Source organism: Gillisella taibaishanensis (assembly GCF_001938985.1).
Classification (GTDB): domain Bacteria; phylum Pseudomonadota; class Alphaproteobacteria; order Rhizobiales; family Rhizobiaceae; genus Allorhizobium; species Allorhizobium taibaishanense.
This window is the reverse complement of the sequence record NZ_MKIN01000021.1, coordinates 859,757-878,213: the sequence shown is the minus strand read 5'-3', so window position 1 is coordinate 878,213 and position 18,457 is coordinate 859,757. Positions and strand designations below refer to the sequence as shown.

Below are 18,457 nucleotides of genomic sequence, written 5' to 3'. Positions count from 1 at the left end.
TTCCGGGTCTGACAGCTTCACCTATACCGCCACCAACGCCACGGGCCCATCCTCTCCGGCCACCGTGACGATCACCGTGACCGCGCCGAGCTTCTCCTTCAGCCCTAGCGCCGGCACCCTGACGGCGGCAACGGTTGGCACGGCCTACAGCCAGGCGATCACGGCATCCGGTGGCACCGCGCCTTACAGCTATGCGGTCACGTTAGGCACATTGCCTGCTGGTCTCTCCCTCGATACGACCACCGGCGCCATAACCGGCACGCCCACAACGGCGGGAAGCTTCAGCTTCACCATCACCGCGACCGATGCAAACAGCGTCAACGGCGCCGCAAGCTACTCACTCGCCGTGGCAGAACCATCTGTGACGCTTACGCTTTCTCCATCCTCAGGTGCCTTGGCTGCGGGAGCGGTAGGCACCACCTACAGCCAGTCAATTTCGGCCTCGAGCGGCACGGCACCTTATACCTATTCGGCGAGTGGGTTGCCGGATGGACTTTCCCTCGATGCAAGCACCGGTGCGGTTACCGGAACGCCGACAACGGCGGGAAGCTACGCCATCACTGTCACCGTTACGGATAGCGCTTCACCGGCAAATAGCGGTTCCGGCAGCTACACGATTGCGGTCAACGCAGCCGCCTCCTTTGCCTTTTCGCCGTCCGGCGGCGCCTTGAAGGAGGCGATGGCCGGAGAGGCTTACAGCCAGCAGATCACGGCAACGGGCGGAACGGGGTCGCTTGTTTACAGTGTGGCATCGGGAAGCCTGCCCAAGGGCATGGTTCTCAATATCTCGACCGGCGCCCTGAATGGTCCGCTAGATGCCACGGCGGAAGGAGATTACGCCTTCTCTATTCAAGTACGCGATGGCAGCAGCGCTACTGCGGCGGCAAACTATACGGTAAAGGTCGCAGCACGTGCGGTGACTGCTCCAGATTATGTGGTCCAGGTTCCGGCGGGCTCCACCCCCAGCAACGTTTACCTCAACAAGAATGCCACCGGTGGCCCGTTCAACGGGGCCGATATTGTCTCCGTTCAACCGCCTGAGGCTGGTACCGCGACGCTCATTCAGGGCGAAGTGGCAGCGGTCTCGGCATCGGCCGCGCCGATCGGCTGGTATTTGAAGTTCACACCCAATCCTGCCTATTCGGGCCAAGCCTTCATCAGCTACAGGCTTTCCAGTACGCTCGGAACATCGAATGCCGGCACCGTCACCTACAACATCAACTTTAACGCGCAAGAAGTTGCCTCGGATATCGACAGTCTCGTGCACAGTTTCGTGCGCACCCGTCAAAACCTGATTGCATCGTCCATCAAGGTGCCGGGTTTGTTGGAACGCGGACGAATGGCCAGGGCAACCACACCTCTCACGACGCGTATGTCGCCCTCGACACAGGGGATGACCTTCGGCTTTTCCACCAGCCTCGCCCAGATGGAATCGGCCCGCGATGCTGCAGATGGGGTCGGCGGCGGCTACTCCTCGCCTTTCAACATCTGGATCGACGGCGTCCTGCTGGCCCATAACGATGAGAAGATCAATGGGAACAAGTGGGGCAGCTTCGCCATGATCAACTTTGGCGCTGACTACCTGCTCAATGAGAGGGCACTGGTTGGCTTGTCCTTCCACTATGACCGGATGAGAGATCCGACGGATGAGGATGCCACGCTCACCGGCAACGGCTGGCTCGCCGGCCCCTATACATCGTTCGAAATCAGCAAAGGCCTGTTTTGGGACGCAAGCCTTCTCTACGGCGGATCTTCCAATACGATCGATACCCAATTCTGGGACGGCAATTTCGACACCCGTCGCTGGATGTTCGATAGCTCCGTCAAAGGTCGGTGGTCCCTGGATGACAGGACGATGCTGACTCCGAAGCTCCGGGCAGTCTATCTTTCAGAAGCCGTCGAGGACTATACGGTGAAAAACAGCACGGGTGACATCATCGATCTGGATGGTTTCACTACCGAACAGTTGAGAGTGAGCCTTGGCGCCGAAATCGCGCGATCATACACTCTGGCAAACGGGGTAAACCTGACGCCAAAACTTGGTTTTAGCACGGGTTTTGCCGGGCTCGATGGAGCGGGTGCCTTCGGCCAGCTGTCTGCAAGCATTTCGATGCAAACGGCTGAAGATTGGGCGATTGATAGCAGCATTCTCTTCAATATCGAAGGCGATGGTGACAAATCGGTCGGCGCAAAGGTGGGAGTCTTCCGTAAATTCTGACGGAAGCTCCCGCAACGGCACCGCACGTATTATAAAACCCACTAAGGACGCTGTAACACTTTAATTTTGCTGCATAATTCTTTAAATCCGATTTCCATTTAAGGAATTATGCAGCAGTCTAAATACTGGCATGGACGCGTCCATGATCAGCCAAATGAAGCGCGGAAAATTCACGATGTCTCTGTTCATCGGTCTTCTGACTTTCGATGATCCTGCGATGCAGGGTCACGCGAAGATCGGCTCATCGGTCTTCTGACTTTCAATGATCCTGCGATGCAGGGTCACGTGAAGATCGGCGCTCTGATGCCGTTCCTCCCTGCCATCCTTTGACCCTAGGCCGATAAGTTTACAGTGCCCGAGGAGGCATTGCGCGTCGTGCCAGGCATCCACTGCAGACACGTGGAATTTTCGCATGTGCTTTAACGCCATGGCCTAAATAGTTTCTGGTCGAGAATCTGGCGACCGGCTGTTACCGATGCAGGCGTGTGGACGCGACAGCCCTCTCTACTTCCTTCGGAGGTATGCCTGTTGCCGAACGAATCATCATGTTCAGAAGCTCCCGTAAACTTGCCGTCCGACGATGATCCTCGGTAAAAAATGATGCAACTAATCCTTGTGCGGCGACAACATGGGAAATGGCAATGGAATGCGTGAAAAACATCAGTGATACGTCTTCGGTTTGAACCAGACCTCGTTCGACTCCTTCCGCCAGTAGCGGTATCAGTGCTTCGCCGAAGGGGTCGATGAGAGCGGTCTTTACCAGTTCCTGCCGTTCGCCGGATTGAAGCATTTCCTGCAGAATGAACAGCCCATAATCAGGCAACTCGGCGTTGAAGCAGATGAAGGTAGCATAAGCGCTGACAAGCCTTTGAGGATAAGGCGCTGCGGCATCTGCCAAGGATTTGATCTCGGCAACAGGTTCGTCGGCCTTGGATTGCAACTGGTGAAGGCAAGCCTGCCAGAGCGCAGCCTTCGAACCGAAATGATAATTCGCAAGAGCAATATTAACCCCTGCACGCTGCGCCAGATCGCGAATGTTGACACCATCGTAGCCACGTTTGGCAAAACACTGCTGCGCGGTCGTGAGGATTGCTTCACGGCCGGATTCCTTACCCAGCCGCGGTCTGCCGGCTCGTGCTCCCCGCGCTTTTTGTCCGATCTTTTTGTCCGATTGCGCTTCACTCATTCTCAATCCCGCATTGATCTACGGAATGTGAGGAAAATTTCAAACGAAAACAAGCAGCTAATTCGGCTTAGTTCTCCATCGCCAAAGAGAAGGCGGTGTCCAAGCCTCCTTTTGGAGGCCCTTTGGATGTCGAGGCTTGTTTCTTCACGAGTGATTTTCCCTGTGCCTCATTAATTAAACGACTGTTGCATTTATTTGTTTTCGGCGTACCGTGTGGCGTCCCCGTATGCATGGTGGAGAAGCGGGGAATTGCAGAGTACAGCCGCAAATGCCCTCCGGGTGATGCCCCAGAAGCAGTGTCGGCGTGTGCAGCTAACGTGACGATGAATGGAGGAGGAAGTTATGAATATTATAAAGAAATTGGATGGGATGGATGTCATCTTCAGGAAGGCGGCCCCCATCGAAAAGTCTAGTTATCCTGGCTTCAACGAGCGCAGTTATGTTTTGAAAAATGGCAGCGTCCACTTGGAAGGCGGAATGCCGCTCCAGTCGGATGTCTGGGTGGATCAGGATGTGCCTGTGAAGATGCGTGACGGCGTCACGATACGCGTCGACATCTATAGACCGGTTGAGGAAGGGCAGTATCCGTCCATCATGGGCTGGAGCCCTTATGGAAAACGCGGCAGCGTGATACACAACGGCGCCTTCGTCCATCCCACGCGCATGGATGTACCTCCTGCTTGGGAAGACGGACTGAACAAATTCGAAGGCCCGAACCCTGCTTATTGGGTGGCACATGGTTACGTCATTATCGCTCCCGATAGCCGGGGCATCTACAACTCGGAAGGCGATATCCATGCCTGGGGCCGGCAGGAACCGGAAGATGAATATGATCTGATTGAATGGGCCGGCAAGCAGACTTGGTCCAATGGCAAAATCGGCCTGACAGGCAACTCGATGTTGGCCATGTCGCAATGGTTCGTAGCTGCAATGCGTCCATCTCACCTTGCAGCGATTGCGCCATGGGAGGGAGCATCCGACATTTACCGCGATACGAGCTATCGCGGCGGTATTCCTGAAGTCCTCTTCTCGAACGGCATCTTCAGCCGTCTTTGTGGCAACGGACTGCTAGAAGATATTCCAGCCATGACAGAGGCCCATCCTCTGCTGGATGACTATTGGAAAACCAAGATCGCACCTCTCGAAAAGATCGAGGTTCCAGCCTACGTGGTGGCGGCTTGGACGAACCTTCTCCACACTGAAGGGAGCTTCCGTGGATGGTCTTCCATGGCTTCCAGCGAAAAGTGGCTGCGCGTCCACAACTCTCATGAGTGGACGGATTACTTCAATCCCGCTCATGTCGAAGATCTGCGCAGGTTCTTCGATCGCTACCTGAAAAATATCGATAACGGCTGGGAGGCAACGCCGCGTGTTCGGCTCTCGGTGTTCGATCCGGGTAACCGCGATGTGGTCCATAGAAGCGAAGCCGAATTCCCGTTGAAGAGGCAGGTCGTCAAGTCGTTCCATCTGGGACTGGAGGAGGGAAAAGGAATCCTCCGCACGCAGCCCCAGTCTGAGAAAGCCAAGGTTGCTTACGATGTCACCGCGAAGGAAGGGGCTATCTTCTCGATCACGTTCGACGCGCTGACGGAACTGACCGGCTATTTCAATCTGAAGCTTTGGGTTGAGGCTGAGGGCAACGACGATATGGATTTGTTCGCGTTCGTCCGCAAGCGGGATCGAAATGGAAAGATCCAGGAATGCCCCGTTGTGACGGAACGCACTCATGTCGGCCCGAATGGGCGACTGAGAGTTTCCCTGCGTACCACGGACCCGGAACGCTCCACGGAATTGAAACCTCATATGCAATTTGATCAGTCGTTGAAGTTGCAGCCCGGCGAAATAGTACCGGTGGAGATCGGTTTCTGGCCTTACGGCATTCGCTGGCAGGAGGGAGAGACGCTGGAACTCGTTCTTACCGGAATCGATCTCCTGGTGCGGCCCGAGTTCCCGCAGATTCCTCCGATTCCGACCATCAATAAAGGCCGTCACGTCATCCATTTCGGCGGTGAATATGACTCCAGGTTGCTGGTACCCTTTATTCCTGGCGCGTGAGTCACTGCCGGTCCGCCCGTTTTAAACGGTGCGGATCAGCGCCATTGCGGCCTGTTGGCATCAAGCTGGCAGGCCGCGATCCTTTTCGCTACGGTTGCCGGATGTCCAGGATTTAACGAAGCCCAAACAATTGCGCACGCACCTGATCCAGGTGCCGGCGCATCTCCTGTTCTGCGGCGCTTGGATCTCCAGCCTTGATGGCCGAAACAATCGCTGCATGCTGCCTGTTCGTTTCCAGCGGGGCGGTATCATTGCCGAATACGGCATTCAATCGTTGATCCAGGCCGGCCCGACCCTGATTGCGCAGGGTATCGTATAGTAACAGTAACAAGCTGTTATGCGTAGCTTCGGCGATCAATCGATGAAGCCGTTCGTCAAGTCGCTTCCATTGAAGATAGGAAGGGGTCCCTGACATTTCCGCAATGCAGCGTTCTAACGCGACGAGGTCACCTGGGCGGGCGGAAATGGCGGCAGTTGCGGCCAGTTGAGGCTCGAGCAGTCGTCTTGCATCCATCATGTCGCCGAGGCTGATCCCCTCGAACCATTCGGGAGAGCTGGGATCGATGTGTCTTGGGCCGACAAACGTGCCTTTTCCCACATGACGCCATATCACGCCTTCTTCTTCAAGCCGCTTGAGAAGTGTCCGCAAGCGACCGCGAGAAACATTGATGAGTTCGGCAAGCCGGGGTTCCGGCGGAAGTTGCGGCTCGCCTTGCTGCAAGGTCGTTTCGATGAAGGCGCGTAAACGCAAATCATCGCTCTCTGATGTCACGGCTGTCTCCCTTGTTTTCCCACTCCTAACCGCATCGGCACATCAAATCAATATCAATCAATTTTGTTATTGACACGCATCAATGCAGGCAATTAGGCTGAAATTCAGTTGAATTGATGAACTGGAGCGAAAATGAGCGATGCTTTGGCTTCTGCAAGCCACCACTCGACCCTTTTTTTAGGAACGGACGATCTGGCGCAGGTCTTTTCTTGGGACAAAGCCATTGAGGCGCTGAAGAGCGCCTATGCTGCCGACTGCACGGAAGTGATGTTCCCGCCGCGCTCGATGGCCCGCGGGAATGGATTCTGGCTCCGCACTCTCACGGGCATCACCCCGACGGGCGGTGTCATGGGTGCTAAAATGATCGCTGCCAATACCCGCAACAAGCGGGCCAGCTATCTCATCCCGCTCTTCGATCAGGAAAGCGTGGAATTGCTGTCTTTGATCGATGGTAATTCGATCACCGGCTATCGAACAGCGGCAACCACTGCTCTGGCGCTTGATGCCCTTGCTCCGGCCGGTCCTGTTTCCGTCGGCATTCTCGGCACAGGCTTCGAGGCCCGCAATCACCTGAAGGCATTGGCCGCAGTACGCAACATCTCGTCAGTGCGGGTGTTTAGCCCGAACCCGGATAGCCGCGCCAAATTCAAGACTGAGATGGCGCCCCTCGCGCTTGAGATCACCGGAGACGCGACCGCTCGGGATGTCGTTCAATCAGCGCCGGACATTCTGATTTGCGCGGCCCGTTCGCGAGATGAGCAGCCGCTTTTCGAAGGAGCATGGCTTTCGCCGGGGATGACGGTTGCATCCATCGGTTCGACGCTTCCGGAGCAGCGTGAAGTCGATCCTGACACCATCGCGCGAGCCAATCTCATCGTCGCTGATATGGCTGAAGAGGTGGCTCACGATACCGGTGACATGAAAGCGGCATCGCAGGCTGGCATTTCCTTCGAGAAGAAGCTGATTCCTCTTGCTGACCTGATTGCCGGTCGGCATCCCGGACGCACGTCTCCGGAAGACATCGTACTGTTCAAGTCCGTCGGGTCGGCGCTTCAGGATCTCGCTGTTGCGGCTATGTGTTTCGGCCGGGCCCGTGAACTCGGCCTTGGCACACCCCTTCCTCAAACAATTCATCCGGTGCTAAAATGACGCTCGCTCTTAATCCCGATCCTGCCGCTATTCTTTCGGACCCGACACTTTTTAAGTCCAGCGCCTACGTCAATGGTGGGTGGGTTAGTCAGGGCGAAAGCGGGTCTTACGAATTGTTCAATCCCTCCACTGGCGCAAGGCTGACGGAATTACCGAAGCTGAGCCGGGGGCAGGTGGCACGTGCGATTGATGACGCGCATGAAGCTTACCTTTCTTGGCGGCAGATACCGGCCAAGAGCCGCTCCATCCTGTTGCGCCGTTGGTTCGACCTGATCACGGCCAATTCTGACGACCTTGCCCGGTTGATCGTCCTTGAGGAGGGCAAGCCATTTGCGGAAGCGAAGGGGGAGGTGGCCTACGCAGCCTCTTTCGTCGAATGGTTTTCGGAAGAGGCCAAGCGCGTGCGCGGCGATATCATGGCGGCACCGGAGAAAGGCCGCCGGATTGTCGTCTTGAAAGAACCGGTCGGTGTTTGCGCGGCGATTACGCCCTGGAATTTTCCGGCAGCCATGATCACTCGAAAGGCGGCTCCGGCCCTCGCTGCTGGATGCACCATGGTGGTCAAGCCTGCTGAGCATACACCCTTGACCGCCCTGGCTTTGGCGGAGCTGGCTGAACGCGCGGGCATTCCCAAGGGCGTTTTCAACGTCGTCATGGGCAAGGCGCGTGAGATCGGGCCGGAACTGACCGGAAACGTGCTGGTGCGTAAGATTACCTTTACTGGTTCGACCGAGGTCGGCCGTCTTCTGCTGGAGCAGGCATCCGCCACAATTAAAAAGGCTTCGATGGAACTGGGCGGCAATGCGCCGCTGATCGTCTTCGATGACGCAGATCTCGATGAAGCCGTCGAAGGAATGATTGCCACCAAATATCGGAATACCGGCCAGGCGTGCATCAGTGCCAATCGCGCCTACGTCCAGGCTGGAATCTACGATCGCTTCGTCAAGCAACTGGCGGAACGTGTGGCAGTGCTGAAGGTGGGAGATGGGTTCGACGCAGGCGTCCAGCAGGGGCCACTGATCGATGCTGCCGCGCTCGAAAAGGTTGAGGAGCACATTGCTGACGCGGTCTCCAAGGGCGCTAAAGTCATCAGTGGCGGAAAGCGCCATGCCCGTGGTGGCTTGTTTTTTGAACCCACGGTTCTCGCCGGGGTGACATCCGATATGCGTGTAACGCGCGAAGAGACATTCGGCCCGGTCGCGCCAGTGGTTCGTTTCGAAACCGAGGCAGAGGCAATTGCCATGGCCAACGATACGGAGTTCGGTCTGGCCGCCTACCTTTTCTCTAAGGATGCTGCCCGGATCTGGCGGGTCGCAGCTTCAATCGAAGCCGGCATGATCGGCATCAATACGGGACTCATCTCCAACGAGATCGCGCCATTCGGTGGCGTCAAGCAATCTGGCATCGGTCGGGAAGGCTCGGTCTACGGCATCGAGGAGTTCCTGGAAATGAAATATCTCGCCTGGCAAGGCGCGGGCGAAACGCTGTAAAAGGAAAAAGCAATGGCATCCTATAAGAAAAATGAGGCCCGCGAATGGGCACGCGAAAAGCTGGTTGGTGTTATCAACTGCACCCTTCCTTCCTTTTCGAGCGATTTGACACGCTTGAACGAGAAGGCCATCCGCCATGATACGCGTCTGGCTATCGAACATGGCTTCATCGGCACGCTCGGCATTTCGGAAGTTGCGGTCACGCTCGATGAGTATATCGACTTCTTGACGATGATAAAGGACGAGGCGGGCGACCGGCTGGTCATCACACATCATGCCAGCTGGAACACGCTCGAGCAGAATATCGAAGCCGTGCAGCGCGCTGAAGCCGCTGGAGCCGAATTTGTGCTTTTGTCCTATCCCCCCGGTTTCTACCCGGAAAGCGAGGACGACATCTATCGCTATACCAAGGCCCTGTGTGACTCCACGAACCTGGCAGTCATGCTGTTTCCCATGTTTTTGTGGGGCTTCTCGCCGCGCATTCATCCCTCCGACATCCCGGTCTCGCTCATTCGCCGCCTGCTCGATGATTGCCCGAACATTGCAGCTATCAAGGCAGAAGGGGGCTTCCCCTCGATCCAGAGTGTGATCGAATGCAACCGGCTGTTCGGCAAGGAAGTGGTTATTTCCATGCCGATCGAAGGCGAGTTGATCCCGCTCTCCCAGATCATGCCAATCCAGCTTTCGGCAACCAGCGACCATGAATATTGGGGTCCGCTGATACCGCAGGTCTTTAACCTGTTGCGCAATGGAGAGTTCGACAAAGCGAGTGAAATTTACTGGCGCATGCACCCCGCCCGCAAGGCGAAGGGCTTGGTAGCCCAGCAGATGCACGGCGGCCATTTCATCAATCGCTATGTCTGGAAATTTCAAGGCTGGCTTCAGGGCTATAACGGCGGTCCGCTGCGCATGCCAACCCAACGCATCCATGATCCGCAGATGCTGGCGCTGCGCAAGGGGCTGGTCGATGCAGGCCTCAACCCATCTATGGAGCCGTTCCGAGAATTCTTCATCGGCCGCCATCCAATCTAAGGGATGGAAAATCGGGTTGCAGCCCCTTGGACGGGAGGTCCAGGGGGCTGCGGCGTCTGATGAGAAACGTCCCAGGGAGGGGGCTCATGACGAAATGGTTTTTGGCGATTGTTGCGGCGGTGTTATTGTTCATTCCCGCTCAGCCGGTATGGGCGCTAGATAAAGTTCGCTTTGGCAGCATACGGGTGCCGGTGCAGGTGTTCGTGGGAATGAAGATGGGCTTCTTCAAGGAAGAAGGCATCGAAATCGAGCCTGTTTTTTACAAATCCGGCTCGGAAATCGCCCCTGCATTGGCGACCGGTCAGGTCGATGCCGCTATCACGACGTCGGGCGCAGCGCTCTTCAACGCGATGGCACGCGGTGCGAAGATCACCCTCGTTGCCGAGGCTTTGGCCCTGGAACCGTCCGCGCCGGGAGGTGACCCAACGGGAATTGTAATCCGCTCAGACCTGATCAAAAATCCTGCTGCGCCCGCGCAGGATCTGAAAGGCAAAACCATTGCCACCACGGCACCGGGTCAGTTTCTCGATATCATGCTCAAGACCTATCTTCATAAGATCGGTTTGAAGCCTGCTGACGTGAAGATCGTCGGAATGCCGATGCCCGACATCGTTCCCGCCCTCTCCAATGGAGCAATCGATGGGGCGATCGTGATCGATCCCTTTCTGTCGGCACTCGCCGAATCCGGAAAGGCGACCGTCATTGCCCGTTCGGCAGATATCATGCCGAATGCATCGCAGGCTTTCATCGCTCTATCCGACAGGATGATGCAGCAGTCCGATGTCCCGAAGCGCTTCGTCCGAGCCTATCTGAAGACAAACGAATGGATGCGCCAGGAACTGCCGAAACCGGAGGGGCGCAAGAAGATCGCGGAGATCTTTCAGGATTTTGTTCCCGCCAAAAGTGCAGCAGTTTACGAACGGATTTCGCTTGGCACTGCCTCCGCCGCTGCAAAGATCAATGTCGATGGCGAATACGGCCTCAAATGGCAACTCAATGCGCTTAGCGAGCAAGGGTTGATCAAGGGAGATCCACAGCTTGCAAGCCATTTGAATACCGAAATCCTCGGGCAGGCGGCGCAGCAATGAGCGCGTTAGATGGAGCATCCGACCATGGCCCCGGCAAGATAGAAGTTAAAGATGTCAGGCGGGTCTTTGGCCATCCCGCCAAAGGCTTCATTGCGCTCGGGCCAGTCGAACTGTCTGTGGCAAGCGGCGAATTTCTCTGCATCGTTGGACCGAGCGGGTGTGGCAAGTCCACCCTGCTTCGAATGTTTGCCGGTCTCGATTGCCCATCGACCGGCAGCATTGCCATCCGCCATGACGATACGACACGCCCGATGACGGCAATGATCTTCCAGCAGGAATCGGTTTTCCCTTGGCTGACTGTCGAGGAAAACGCTGCCTATGGATTGAAAGCGACGCGAAACTGGAAGGGGCAGGAAAGCCGGGAGCGCGTCGACTATTTTCTCGAGAAGACGGGACTTTATTCTTTTCGTAAATTTCGCCCCGATCAATTGTCGGGGGGCATGAAACAGCGGCTGTCGATTGCCCGCGCCTTTGCCACCAATCCTGAAATTCTGCTGATGGATGAGCCATTCGCGGCACTCGATGAGCAGAACAAACTGTTGATGCAGCAGGAACTCGCCAGTCTCTGGGAGGAGTTTAGGTCGACCGTGATCTTCATTACCCATGGGCTGGACGAGGCGGTTCTGCTTGGCGACCGTGTTGTCGTGATGAGTTCTGCGCCCGGCCGTCTTATTCACAGCATGCAAATCGATCTTCCCCGCCCGCGTCATTCGTCAGACATCAGGCGCATGCCGGAATTCACGCGCTACACAAGCGAGCTTTGGGACATCCTTGGACAGGAAGTTCTGGAAGCACGCCGCCAGGAAGCCAGACGCATCCAACGGCAAGGCCAATAGGAGGTCAGCATGCCGACAGTAGAAGTGACTCTTCCCACCCGGTCCGGCAAAGGTTCAGGTCTTATCGGCTCCCTTCCGCTTGGCATCGTCTTTCCGGTGGTTCTCTTCTGCCTGTGGGAGGTGGCGGCGCGGTGTGGCCTGATCAATGTTGCCTTCTTTCCGGCTCCGACAACCATTCTTTCCACTGCCGCTGCCCAGATGCAGACGGCGGAGTTCTGGGGGGATCTGGCCATCAGCATGGAGCGCATCGCTATTGGTCTAGTGATGGGTGCCATACCCGGCATTCTGGTCGGCTTGGCCATGGGGCTGTTTCGTCCAGTCCATGAGGCGCTGAATCCGCTTTTTGCAGCCGTATTCCCTATTCCGAAGATCGCGCTGCTGCCGCTGCTCTTGCTGATCTTTGGTATCGGCGAGACCTCTAAATACGTCGTTATCGCCATCAATGTCTTCTTTTTGATGACGCTGAATACCTACGCGGGTGTGGTTGGCATTCCGAAAATCTACTTCGAGGTTGCGAAAAACCTGAAAGCCTCCCGCCTGACGACTTATCTGACGGTCGCGCTGCCCGGAGCGCTGCCTGGGATTTTTACCGGTCTGCGTATATGCATGGGTACGGCGCTTATTCTGGTCGTTGCAGTAGAGTTCTCCACTGCAGATTCCGGCGTCGGCTACCGGATCTGGTGGGCTTGGACGGTATTCTGGGTCGACACCATGTATGTCGGCTTTCTGGTAATCGCACTGCTTGGCCTGGCCTTTTCCTATCTTCTGGATGGTCTCGAAAAACTATTCGTACCTTGGCAACGGCGGCGACGTTAAATCTTGCCGGCGTAAGGGCGACACCATCGCCAGGAACTCATCTTGCTTCTGTTAAAAGCTAGATTGGACTTGAGCTGGTGTCATACCAGCTAGACATCAATCCAGGTGCTAGTCTGCGCCGACCGTGCCATCGCGTGCACGACCCGCTCGATCTCAAGCCCCCGTTCGAAATCCACGATATAGGCATCGCTGTCACCGGAGATCGCCTTGAGCAATTCGTGACATTCGATAGTCTTGAGTTCGTTGAACCCCAGGCCATGGCCGGGTGCCGGGATGAAATGGTGGTAAGGTGCATGACCGGGAGCGGCCAGGATCGTGCGGTAACCCTGGAGACCTGTCGGATCTTCGGCAGAATAGATGTGGAGCTCGTTCATCCGCTCCTGGTCGAATAAAAGGGATCCTTTCGCCCCGAAGATCTGCAGTGCGATCCGGCCTTTTCGGCCCCAGGCGGACCGATTGACCATCAGCACGCCGGAGGCACCAGCTTCCGTTCGGAAGAGTGCTTGAGCGATATCGTGGGTCTCCACGGGACGATCGTTGCCTTCTTTTGTCGGCCGCTTGGCATAGGGTTTTGCCACGTCTGCGACGAGAGAGGTGATCCGCCCATGGAGCATCGACAGCAGGGATAGCGGATGCACGGCAAAGTCATCGAGAGCGCCATAACCCGACGCTCTCTCGCTTTTCCAGGAGAAGGGCTGCGCGCGATCGGCCATGAAGTCCTCATCCATCTCAAGGCGGATGTGGTTGACTGCTCCAATCTGTCCTTCGGCGATAACATTACGTGCCAGCCGAAGCATCGGGTTCTGGATGTAGTTGTAACCGAGGATGGCCGTCCGTCCCGATTGCCGTGCCGCGTCGCGCATCCTGGTTGCGTCTTCAAGCGAGGTTGCCATCGGCTTCTCACACCAGACATGCTTGCCGGCTTCCAAAGCCGCGACGGTCATGTCGGCGTGGAATTTGTTTGGCGCTGCGACTGAGATCACCGAGATTTCAGGGTCTGACACGAGATCATGCCAGTCTCCCGTACCTTTCTCAAAGCCAAATGCCTGAGCCTGCTGGCGTGCCATTTCCGGAGTGACATCGGCAAGTGCCACGAGCCGCGGCCGGTCTACATCCGGGAACACAGTTGCCACAGATGTCCACGCAAGAGCATGGCACTTACCCATATAGCCTGAACCAATCAATCCGACCCCAAGTCCCATTATGTCCTCCTGGCGGTTGTTGAGCGAATGCTATCAGAAGCTCGGCGCTGCGACACCCGCCCGACGATGAGCGGCAATCACGGTATTGGCCATCAGCATGGCAATCGTCATTGGGCCAACACCCCCTGGAACCGGGGAAATCGCTTTGGCCACAGACGCGCATTCGTCAAAGGAGACATCGCCTACGAGCTTGAATTTGCCCTCGCCCTTTTCCGGTGCGTCTACACGATTGATGCCGACATCGATGACAGTAGCTCCCGGCTTCAGCCAGTCGGACTTCACCATCTGCGGCCGACCGACCGCGGCGACGAGAATGTCTGCCTGACGGGCGAGCGCCGGAAGGTCCCGACTCCTGGAATGGCCGATAGTGACGGTGGCATTGGCGTTAAGCAACAACTGCGCCATCGGCTTGCCGAAGAGGTTTGATCGGCCGATGACCAGTGCATTCAGGCCCGAGAGGTCGCTGCCGTAAATCTCCCGCACGAGAATCATGGCGCCGGCAGGGGTGCAGGATATCAGCCCCGTTTTCAGATCCCCGGTTGCCAGCTTTCCGGCGTTCACAATGTGCAGCCCATCGACATCCTTCTCCGGCAGGATCGACTGGATGACGGGTTCGCTGTCGAGGTGCTTCGGAAGTGGAAGCTGGACGAGGATGCCATCGATATCAGGATCGATATTGAGGGAGGCGACCAGCGCCATCAACTCGTCTTGTGAGGCGCCCGCGGAGAGAGTGTGCTGGATCGAGTTAAAGCCACACTGCTTGGCCATCCGGCTCTTGGCGCCCACATAGGTATGGCTTGCCGGGTCATCACCAACAATGACCACCGCAAGACCAGGTTTGCGGTGGCCTGCGCTTTCGAGCGAAGTTGCCGCTACCGTGACTGCTTCGATAACTGAAGCGGCTATGGCCTTTCCATCGATCACGATCGTCATCGCTTACCCCATCCGCTCAGAAGCATAAGATCCAGGGCTTGCCGGGAACACGACCGTGCGGTTGCCATTGATGAAAGTACGGTGGTGAATGTGAGCATGAATGGCGCGTGCGAGAACCTGGCTCTCCACGTCCCGGCCAATTGAGACATAATCCTCAGCTGATTGCGCGTGAGTGATGCGGGCGACATCCTGCTCAATGATCGGACCTTCGTCGAGGACCGCGGTAACGTAATGGGCGGTCGCGCCGATCAGCTTCACACCACGCTCGAAAGCCTGCCGGTATGGGTTCGCCCCCTTGAAGGACGGCAGGAAGGAGTGATGGATGTTGATGATCTTGCCAGACATCTTGCTGCACATGTCATCTGACAGAACCTGCATGTAACGGGCGAGAACGATGAGTTCGGTGCCGGTCTGCTCAACCAGATCCATGATGCGGGCTTCGGCCTGCGCCTTGTTTTCTTTCGTCACCTTGATGTGATGGAAGGGAATATCGTGGTTCACGACGACTTTCTGGTAGTCGAAGTGGTTCGATACGACACCAACGATGTCGATTGGCAGCGCCCCGATTTTCCAGCGATAAAGCAGGTCGTTCAGGCAGTGGCCGAAACGCGAGACCATCAGCAACACTTTCATGCGCTTGGCGCCGTCGTGCAAATTCCAGATCATGCCGAAGATCTCAGCGATCTGCACAAACCCTTGTTCAAGCGTGACTGCCGATGAGCCTTCCTCAGAGATGAAGGAGACGCGCATGAAGAACTGGCCGGTCTGGAGGTCGTCGAACTGCGAGGAGTCAACGATGTTGCAACCCTGTTCCGCGAGATAACCCGAAATTGCGGCCACAACGCCGCGTGTTGATTGGCACGATACAGTCAGCACATAGGTCTTCATTGGTCTTGCATGCTCCAGATTGTCTCTGCGGGAAGGTAAAAGAGGAATGAAGAGAGGAAGGCGATGCAGACCGTTCCCGGCCGGCATCGCCTCTCCACGCTTGGGAGGTTCAGGCGCGGGATTTCTTCTTCTGACGATGCACGTCGATTATGACTGCAGTAACGATGATCGCACCCTTGACGATCTCCTGGTAGTAGGCGCCAACCTTGAGAAAGGTGAAACCGGAGGTAACGACGCCAAGAATAATCGTACCGATGACGGTGCCGGTGATGCGGCCGATGCCGCCCGTCAAGGATGTGCCGCCGATAACCGCTGCGGCAATGGCGTCGAGTTCAAAGGAAATGCCCATATTGGGCTGGCCCGATTGCGCTCGTGCAGCCAACATTACACCGGCAAGCCCTGACAGCAGTCCAGCGACAGCATAGACTTTGATGAGATGCTTACCGATATCGATGCCAGAAACCCGAGCTGCCTGCGGATTTGCACCGATAGCATATGTAAATTTGCCGTAACGAGTGTAGGAAAGGGCAACGTGACAAATGATGGCCACGATGAAAAAGACAATCACCGTGCGCGGCAGTGGAAAGCCCCAGAGGTCAAAGCTTTGACCAAGCCAAGTGAACTGCGGGTTGAGGAGTGCTATCGGCTGACCTTCCGTATACCACTTAGCCAGACCACGTGCCGAAACCATCATGCCGAGGGTGGCGATGAATGGTGGAATACCGGTCTTTGCAATGATTAATCCATTTACGTAGCCTAGTAAGGCGCCAAGCCAAATTCCGGCCACGATCGGCCATATCGGACTTGAATCGATAAACCAGCTCATACCAAAGGCGGCATAATCGGGTTGGAGAAAGACGGCACGTGCATTGAGAGAGGTCTGGGCAAAACTCGCGACGACCATCGCGATAAAACCAACCATTGAGCCAGACGAGAGATCAATGCCTCCCGTAATGATCACCTGGGTGACCCCGACTGCAATAATACCCGTTACAGCAACCTGAAGCACGATGATCGACAGACGCTGTCTATTCGCGAGGAAGCTCTCGCCAACAACGTACCAACCAATAATTTCAAAAATAAGCGCAATTCCAATTAAGACGACAAGAATCGAAATTTCCGGTGGCAATCGGCGGACCTTCTTCAAGCCCGTTTTCGAGGTGCTGCCCAACTCATTTGTAGCTTCTGACATTTCTTCCTCCGCCTTCGTCGTCAGCGCGACGCCAGCTCCATGATTTTGACCTGGTCGGCTTCGGCCCGATCGAGAATTCCAGTGACTTTGCCCTCATGCAGAACCACGATCCTGTCGCTCATGCCCAGCACCTCCGGCATTTCTGATGAAATCATAATGATCGCCACACCCTGGCCCGCCAGTTGCGATATCAAGCGATGAATTTCCGCTTTCGCGCCGACATCGATACCGCGCGTCGGCTCATCAAGGATGAGGATCTTGGGGTTCGTCATCAGCCAGCGACAGATCAGAACCTTCTGCTGATTGCCGCCCGATAGGTTGATGATCGGCTCGCGCATATCCGGCGTTCGGACGCGCAGCCGGTCAGCCATATCGCTTGCGGCCTTGCGCAACTCTCCCTGTTGCACGAAGCCCATTTTTACATATCGCTGCTGCAGCACAGCCATCTGCGCATTTTCCTGGATGTCCAGAAGAAGGAAACAGCCTGTCTCCTTTCGGTCTTCGGTCAGGAACGCCATGCCGTGCCGCATCGCCACGGCAGGGGACGCGACATCCACCTCCTTGCCAAACAGTTCGATGGTGCCGGATGAGGCAGGCGTGACGCCAAAGATTGTTTCAGCGACGTTGGACCGGCCGGATCCTACCAATCCCGCGAAGCCGAGGATTTCGCCCGCGCGCAACTCGAAACTTACGTCGCGGAAGACTCCATTCAGGGTCAAACCCTTTACAGAGAGGACTACATCGCCAATCTGCGCCGGTTCCTTTGGAAACAACTGCGTGATTTCACGGCCGACCATCATCTGGATAATGTCTTCCCGTGTTACGTCGGAAGACGCGCAGGTCGCAATGTATTTTCCATCTCGAAATACGGAAAATTCATCTGCAATTTCAAAAAGTTCATTCATCTTATGTGTGATGTAGATGATGCCTTTTCCTTCGGCCCGCAATGACCGGATGATGCGGAAGAGGTGGCTAACCTCCTTTTCCGTTAAGGCAGATGTCGGCTCATCCATGATCAGGACGTCAGAATTGAAAGAGACGGATTTTGCGATTTCTACCATCTGCCGGCTGGCTACGCTCAAGCCACCGATTTTGATGTCCGGCTCAATGTCTATACCCAATTTTGTGAAAAGTGCTTCTGTGCGGCGGTTCATCTCGGCATGGTCGATCAGGCCAAAACGGCCTTTAGGTTCTCGACCGATCCAGATATTCTCAGCGACAGTCATAGGTGCCATCAGATTCAGCTCCTGATGGATCATAGCAATGCCGTTTTGGAGAGCGTCGAGCGGGTTCTTCAGACGGATATTCTGGCCACGTAGTTTGAAAACGCCGCTATCAGGCGTGTAGATCCCGGCCAGAATCTTCATCAAAGTCGATTTGCCGGCGCCGTTTTCGCCCATCAGGGCGTGCACCGTTCCTCGCTTCAGTTTCAGCTGCACATTGTCCAAAGCGACAACGCCTGGAAATTCCTTGCGCACATCCTCGACTTCGAGAAGGTATTCGCTACCTGGCATGGCGCCGCTTTTGCGGACCGCTTCCATTGTTTCTGGACTGATTACGCGTTCAGCCGACATGGTATTCCTCCTCCCCAGGAGTGGTC

16 protein-coding genes are annotated in these 18,457 nt (G+C 56.1%); 9 read left to right on the top strand and 7 right to left on the bottom strand.

Annotated elements, in window-relative coordinates:
- Both BJF91_RS11100 and BJF91_RS25305 read left to right on the top strand, forming a co-directional pair.
- A partial coding sequence (locus BJF91_RS11100; protein WP_162843852.1) for a putative Ig domain-containing protein occupies window positions 1-2,218 on the top strand: 2,218 nt, incomplete at its 5' end.
- Window positions 2,219-2,360: 142 nt separating this feature from the next.
- Window positions 2,361-2,474, top strand: a complete 114-nt coding sequence (locus BJF91_RS25305; protein ID WP_234801595.1) for a Na+/H+ antiporter NhaA — start codon at window positions 2,361-2,363, stop codon at window positions 2,472-2,474.
- A 213-nt stretch (window positions 2,475-2,687) separates the two neighbouring features.
- Here BJF91_RS25305 and BJF91_RS11095 read toward each other — a convergent pair whose 3' ends face one another.
- Window positions 2,688-3,404 (bottom strand): TetR/AcrR family transcriptional regulator, encoded by a 717-nt coding sequence (locus tag BJF91_RS11095; RefSeq protein WP_075614506.1) that lies wholly within the window; start codon window positions 3,402-3,404, stop codon window positions 2,688-2,690.
- Between the two features lie 342 nt (window positions 3,405-3,746).
- Between BJF91_RS11095 and BJF91_RS11090 the strand changes: the two genes are divergently transcribed.
- Entirely contained in the window at window positions 3,747-5,459 is a 1,713-nt protein-coding gene (locus BJF91_RS11090) for a CocE/NonD family hydrolase (protein ID WP_162843851.1), read from the top strand.
- A gap of 112 nt (window positions 5,460-5,571) precedes the next feature.
- Here BJF91_RS11090 and BJF91_RS11085 read toward each other — a convergent pair whose 3' ends face one another.
- Complete coding sequence (locus BJF91_RS11085) at window positions 5,572-6,231, bottom strand: FadR/GntR family transcriptional regulator (protein ID WP_208610941.1); 660 nt, start codon at window positions 6,229-6,231, stop codon at window positions 5,572-5,574.
- A 132-nt stretch (window positions 6,232-6,363) separates the two neighbouring features.
- Between BJF91_RS11085 and BJF91_RS11080 the strand changes: the two genes are divergently transcribed.
- The 6 genes from BJF91_RS11080 (at window position 6,364) to BJF91_RS11055 (ending at window position 12,642) form a co-directional block, all read left to right on the top strand.
- Entirely contained in the window at window positions 6,364-7,380 is a 1,017-nt protein-coding gene (locus tag BJF91_RS11080; RefSeq protein ID WP_075614505.1) for an ornithine cyclodeaminase family protein, read from the top strand.
- Window positions 7,377-8,870 carry an NAD-dependent succinate-semialdehyde dehydrogenase gene (locus BJF91_RS11075; RefSeq protein WP_075614504.1) on the top strand — a complete coding sequence of 498 codons (1,494 nt, stop codon included), beginning with the start codon at window positions 7,377-7,379 and terminating at the stop codon, window positions 8,868-8,870. Before BJF91_RS11080 ends, BJF91_RS11075 begins: the two co-directional genes overlap by 4 nt.
- A 12-nt stretch (window positions 8,871-8,882) precedes the next feature.
- A complete protein-coding gene (locus BJF91_RS11070) occupies window positions 8,883-9,902 on the top strand; it encodes a dihydrodipicolinate synthase family protein (protein ID WP_075614503.1) in 1,020 nt (339 codons plus the stop codon).
- Window positions 9,903-9,988: 86 nt separating this feature from the next.
- A complete protein-coding gene (locus BJF91_RS11065) occupies window positions 9,989-10,990 on the top strand; it encodes an ABC transporter substrate-binding protein (RefSeq protein ID WP_075614502.1) in 1,002 nt (333 codons plus the stop codon).
- The gene (locus BJF91_RS11060) at window positions 10,987-11,826 is read left to right on the top strand and encodes an ABC transporter ATP-binding protein (protein ID WP_075614501.1); all 840 of its coding nucleotides are present in this window, start codon (window positions 10,987-10,989) and stop codon (window positions 11,824-11,826) included. The genes BJF91_RS11065 and BJF91_RS11060 overlap by 4 nt, the downstream gene beginning before the upstream one ends.
- A 9-nt stretch (window positions 11,827-11,835) precedes the next feature.
- Window positions 11,836-12,642, top strand: coding sequence for an ABC transporter permease (locus BJF91_RS11055; protein WP_075614500.1), 807 nt, complete (start codon window positions 11,836-11,838; stop codon window positions 12,640-12,642).
- A gap of 89 nt (window positions 12,643-12,731) precedes the next feature.
- Here BJF91_RS11055 and BJF91_RS11050 read toward each other — a convergent pair whose 3' ends face one another.
- The 5 genes from BJF91_RS11050 to BJF91_RS11030 all read right to left on the bottom strand — a co-directional run bounded on the left by BJF91_RS11050 (window position 12,732) and on the right by BJF91_RS11030 (window position 18,431).
- Window positions 12,732-13,847 carry a Gfo/Idh/MocA family protein gene (locus tag BJF91_RS11050; RefSeq protein WP_162843855.1) on the bottom strand — a complete coding sequence of 372 codons (1,116 nt, stop codon included), beginning with the start codon at window positions 13,845-13,847 and terminating at the stop codon, window positions 12,732-12,734.
- A 30-nt stretch (window positions 13,848-13,877) separates the two neighbouring features.
- Window positions 13,878-14,777, bottom strand: a complete 900-nt coding sequence (gene folD, locus BJF91_RS11045) for a bifunctional methylenetetrahydrofolate dehydrogenase/methenyltetrahydrofolate cyclohydrolase FolD (protein ID WP_075614498.1) — start codon at window positions 14,775-14,777, stop codon at window positions 13,878-13,880.
- Window positions 14,778-14,780: 3 nt separating this feature from the next.
- Complete coding sequence (gene purU / locus BJF91_RS11040; RefSeq protein ID WP_075614497.1) at window positions 14,781-15,665, bottom strand: formyltetrahydrofolate deformylase; 885 nt, start codon at window positions 15,663-15,665, stop codon at window positions 14,781-14,783.
- Between the two features lie 109 nt (window positions 15,666-15,774).
- Window positions 15,775-16,857, bottom strand: a complete 1,083-nt coding sequence (locus BJF91_RS11035) for an ABC transporter permease (RefSeq protein ID WP_075614496.1) — start codon at window positions 16,855-16,857, stop codon at window positions 15,775-15,777.
- Between the two features lie 20 nt (window positions 16,858-16,877).
- Window positions 16,878-18,431 carry a sugar ABC transporter ATP-binding protein gene (locus BJF91_RS11030; RefSeq protein WP_075614495.1) on the bottom strand — a complete coding sequence of 518 codons (1,554 nt, stop codon included), beginning with the start codon at window positions 18,429-18,431 and terminating at the stop codon, window positions 16,878-16,880.
- Between the last annotated feature and the right edge of the window lie 26 nt (window positions 18,432-18,457).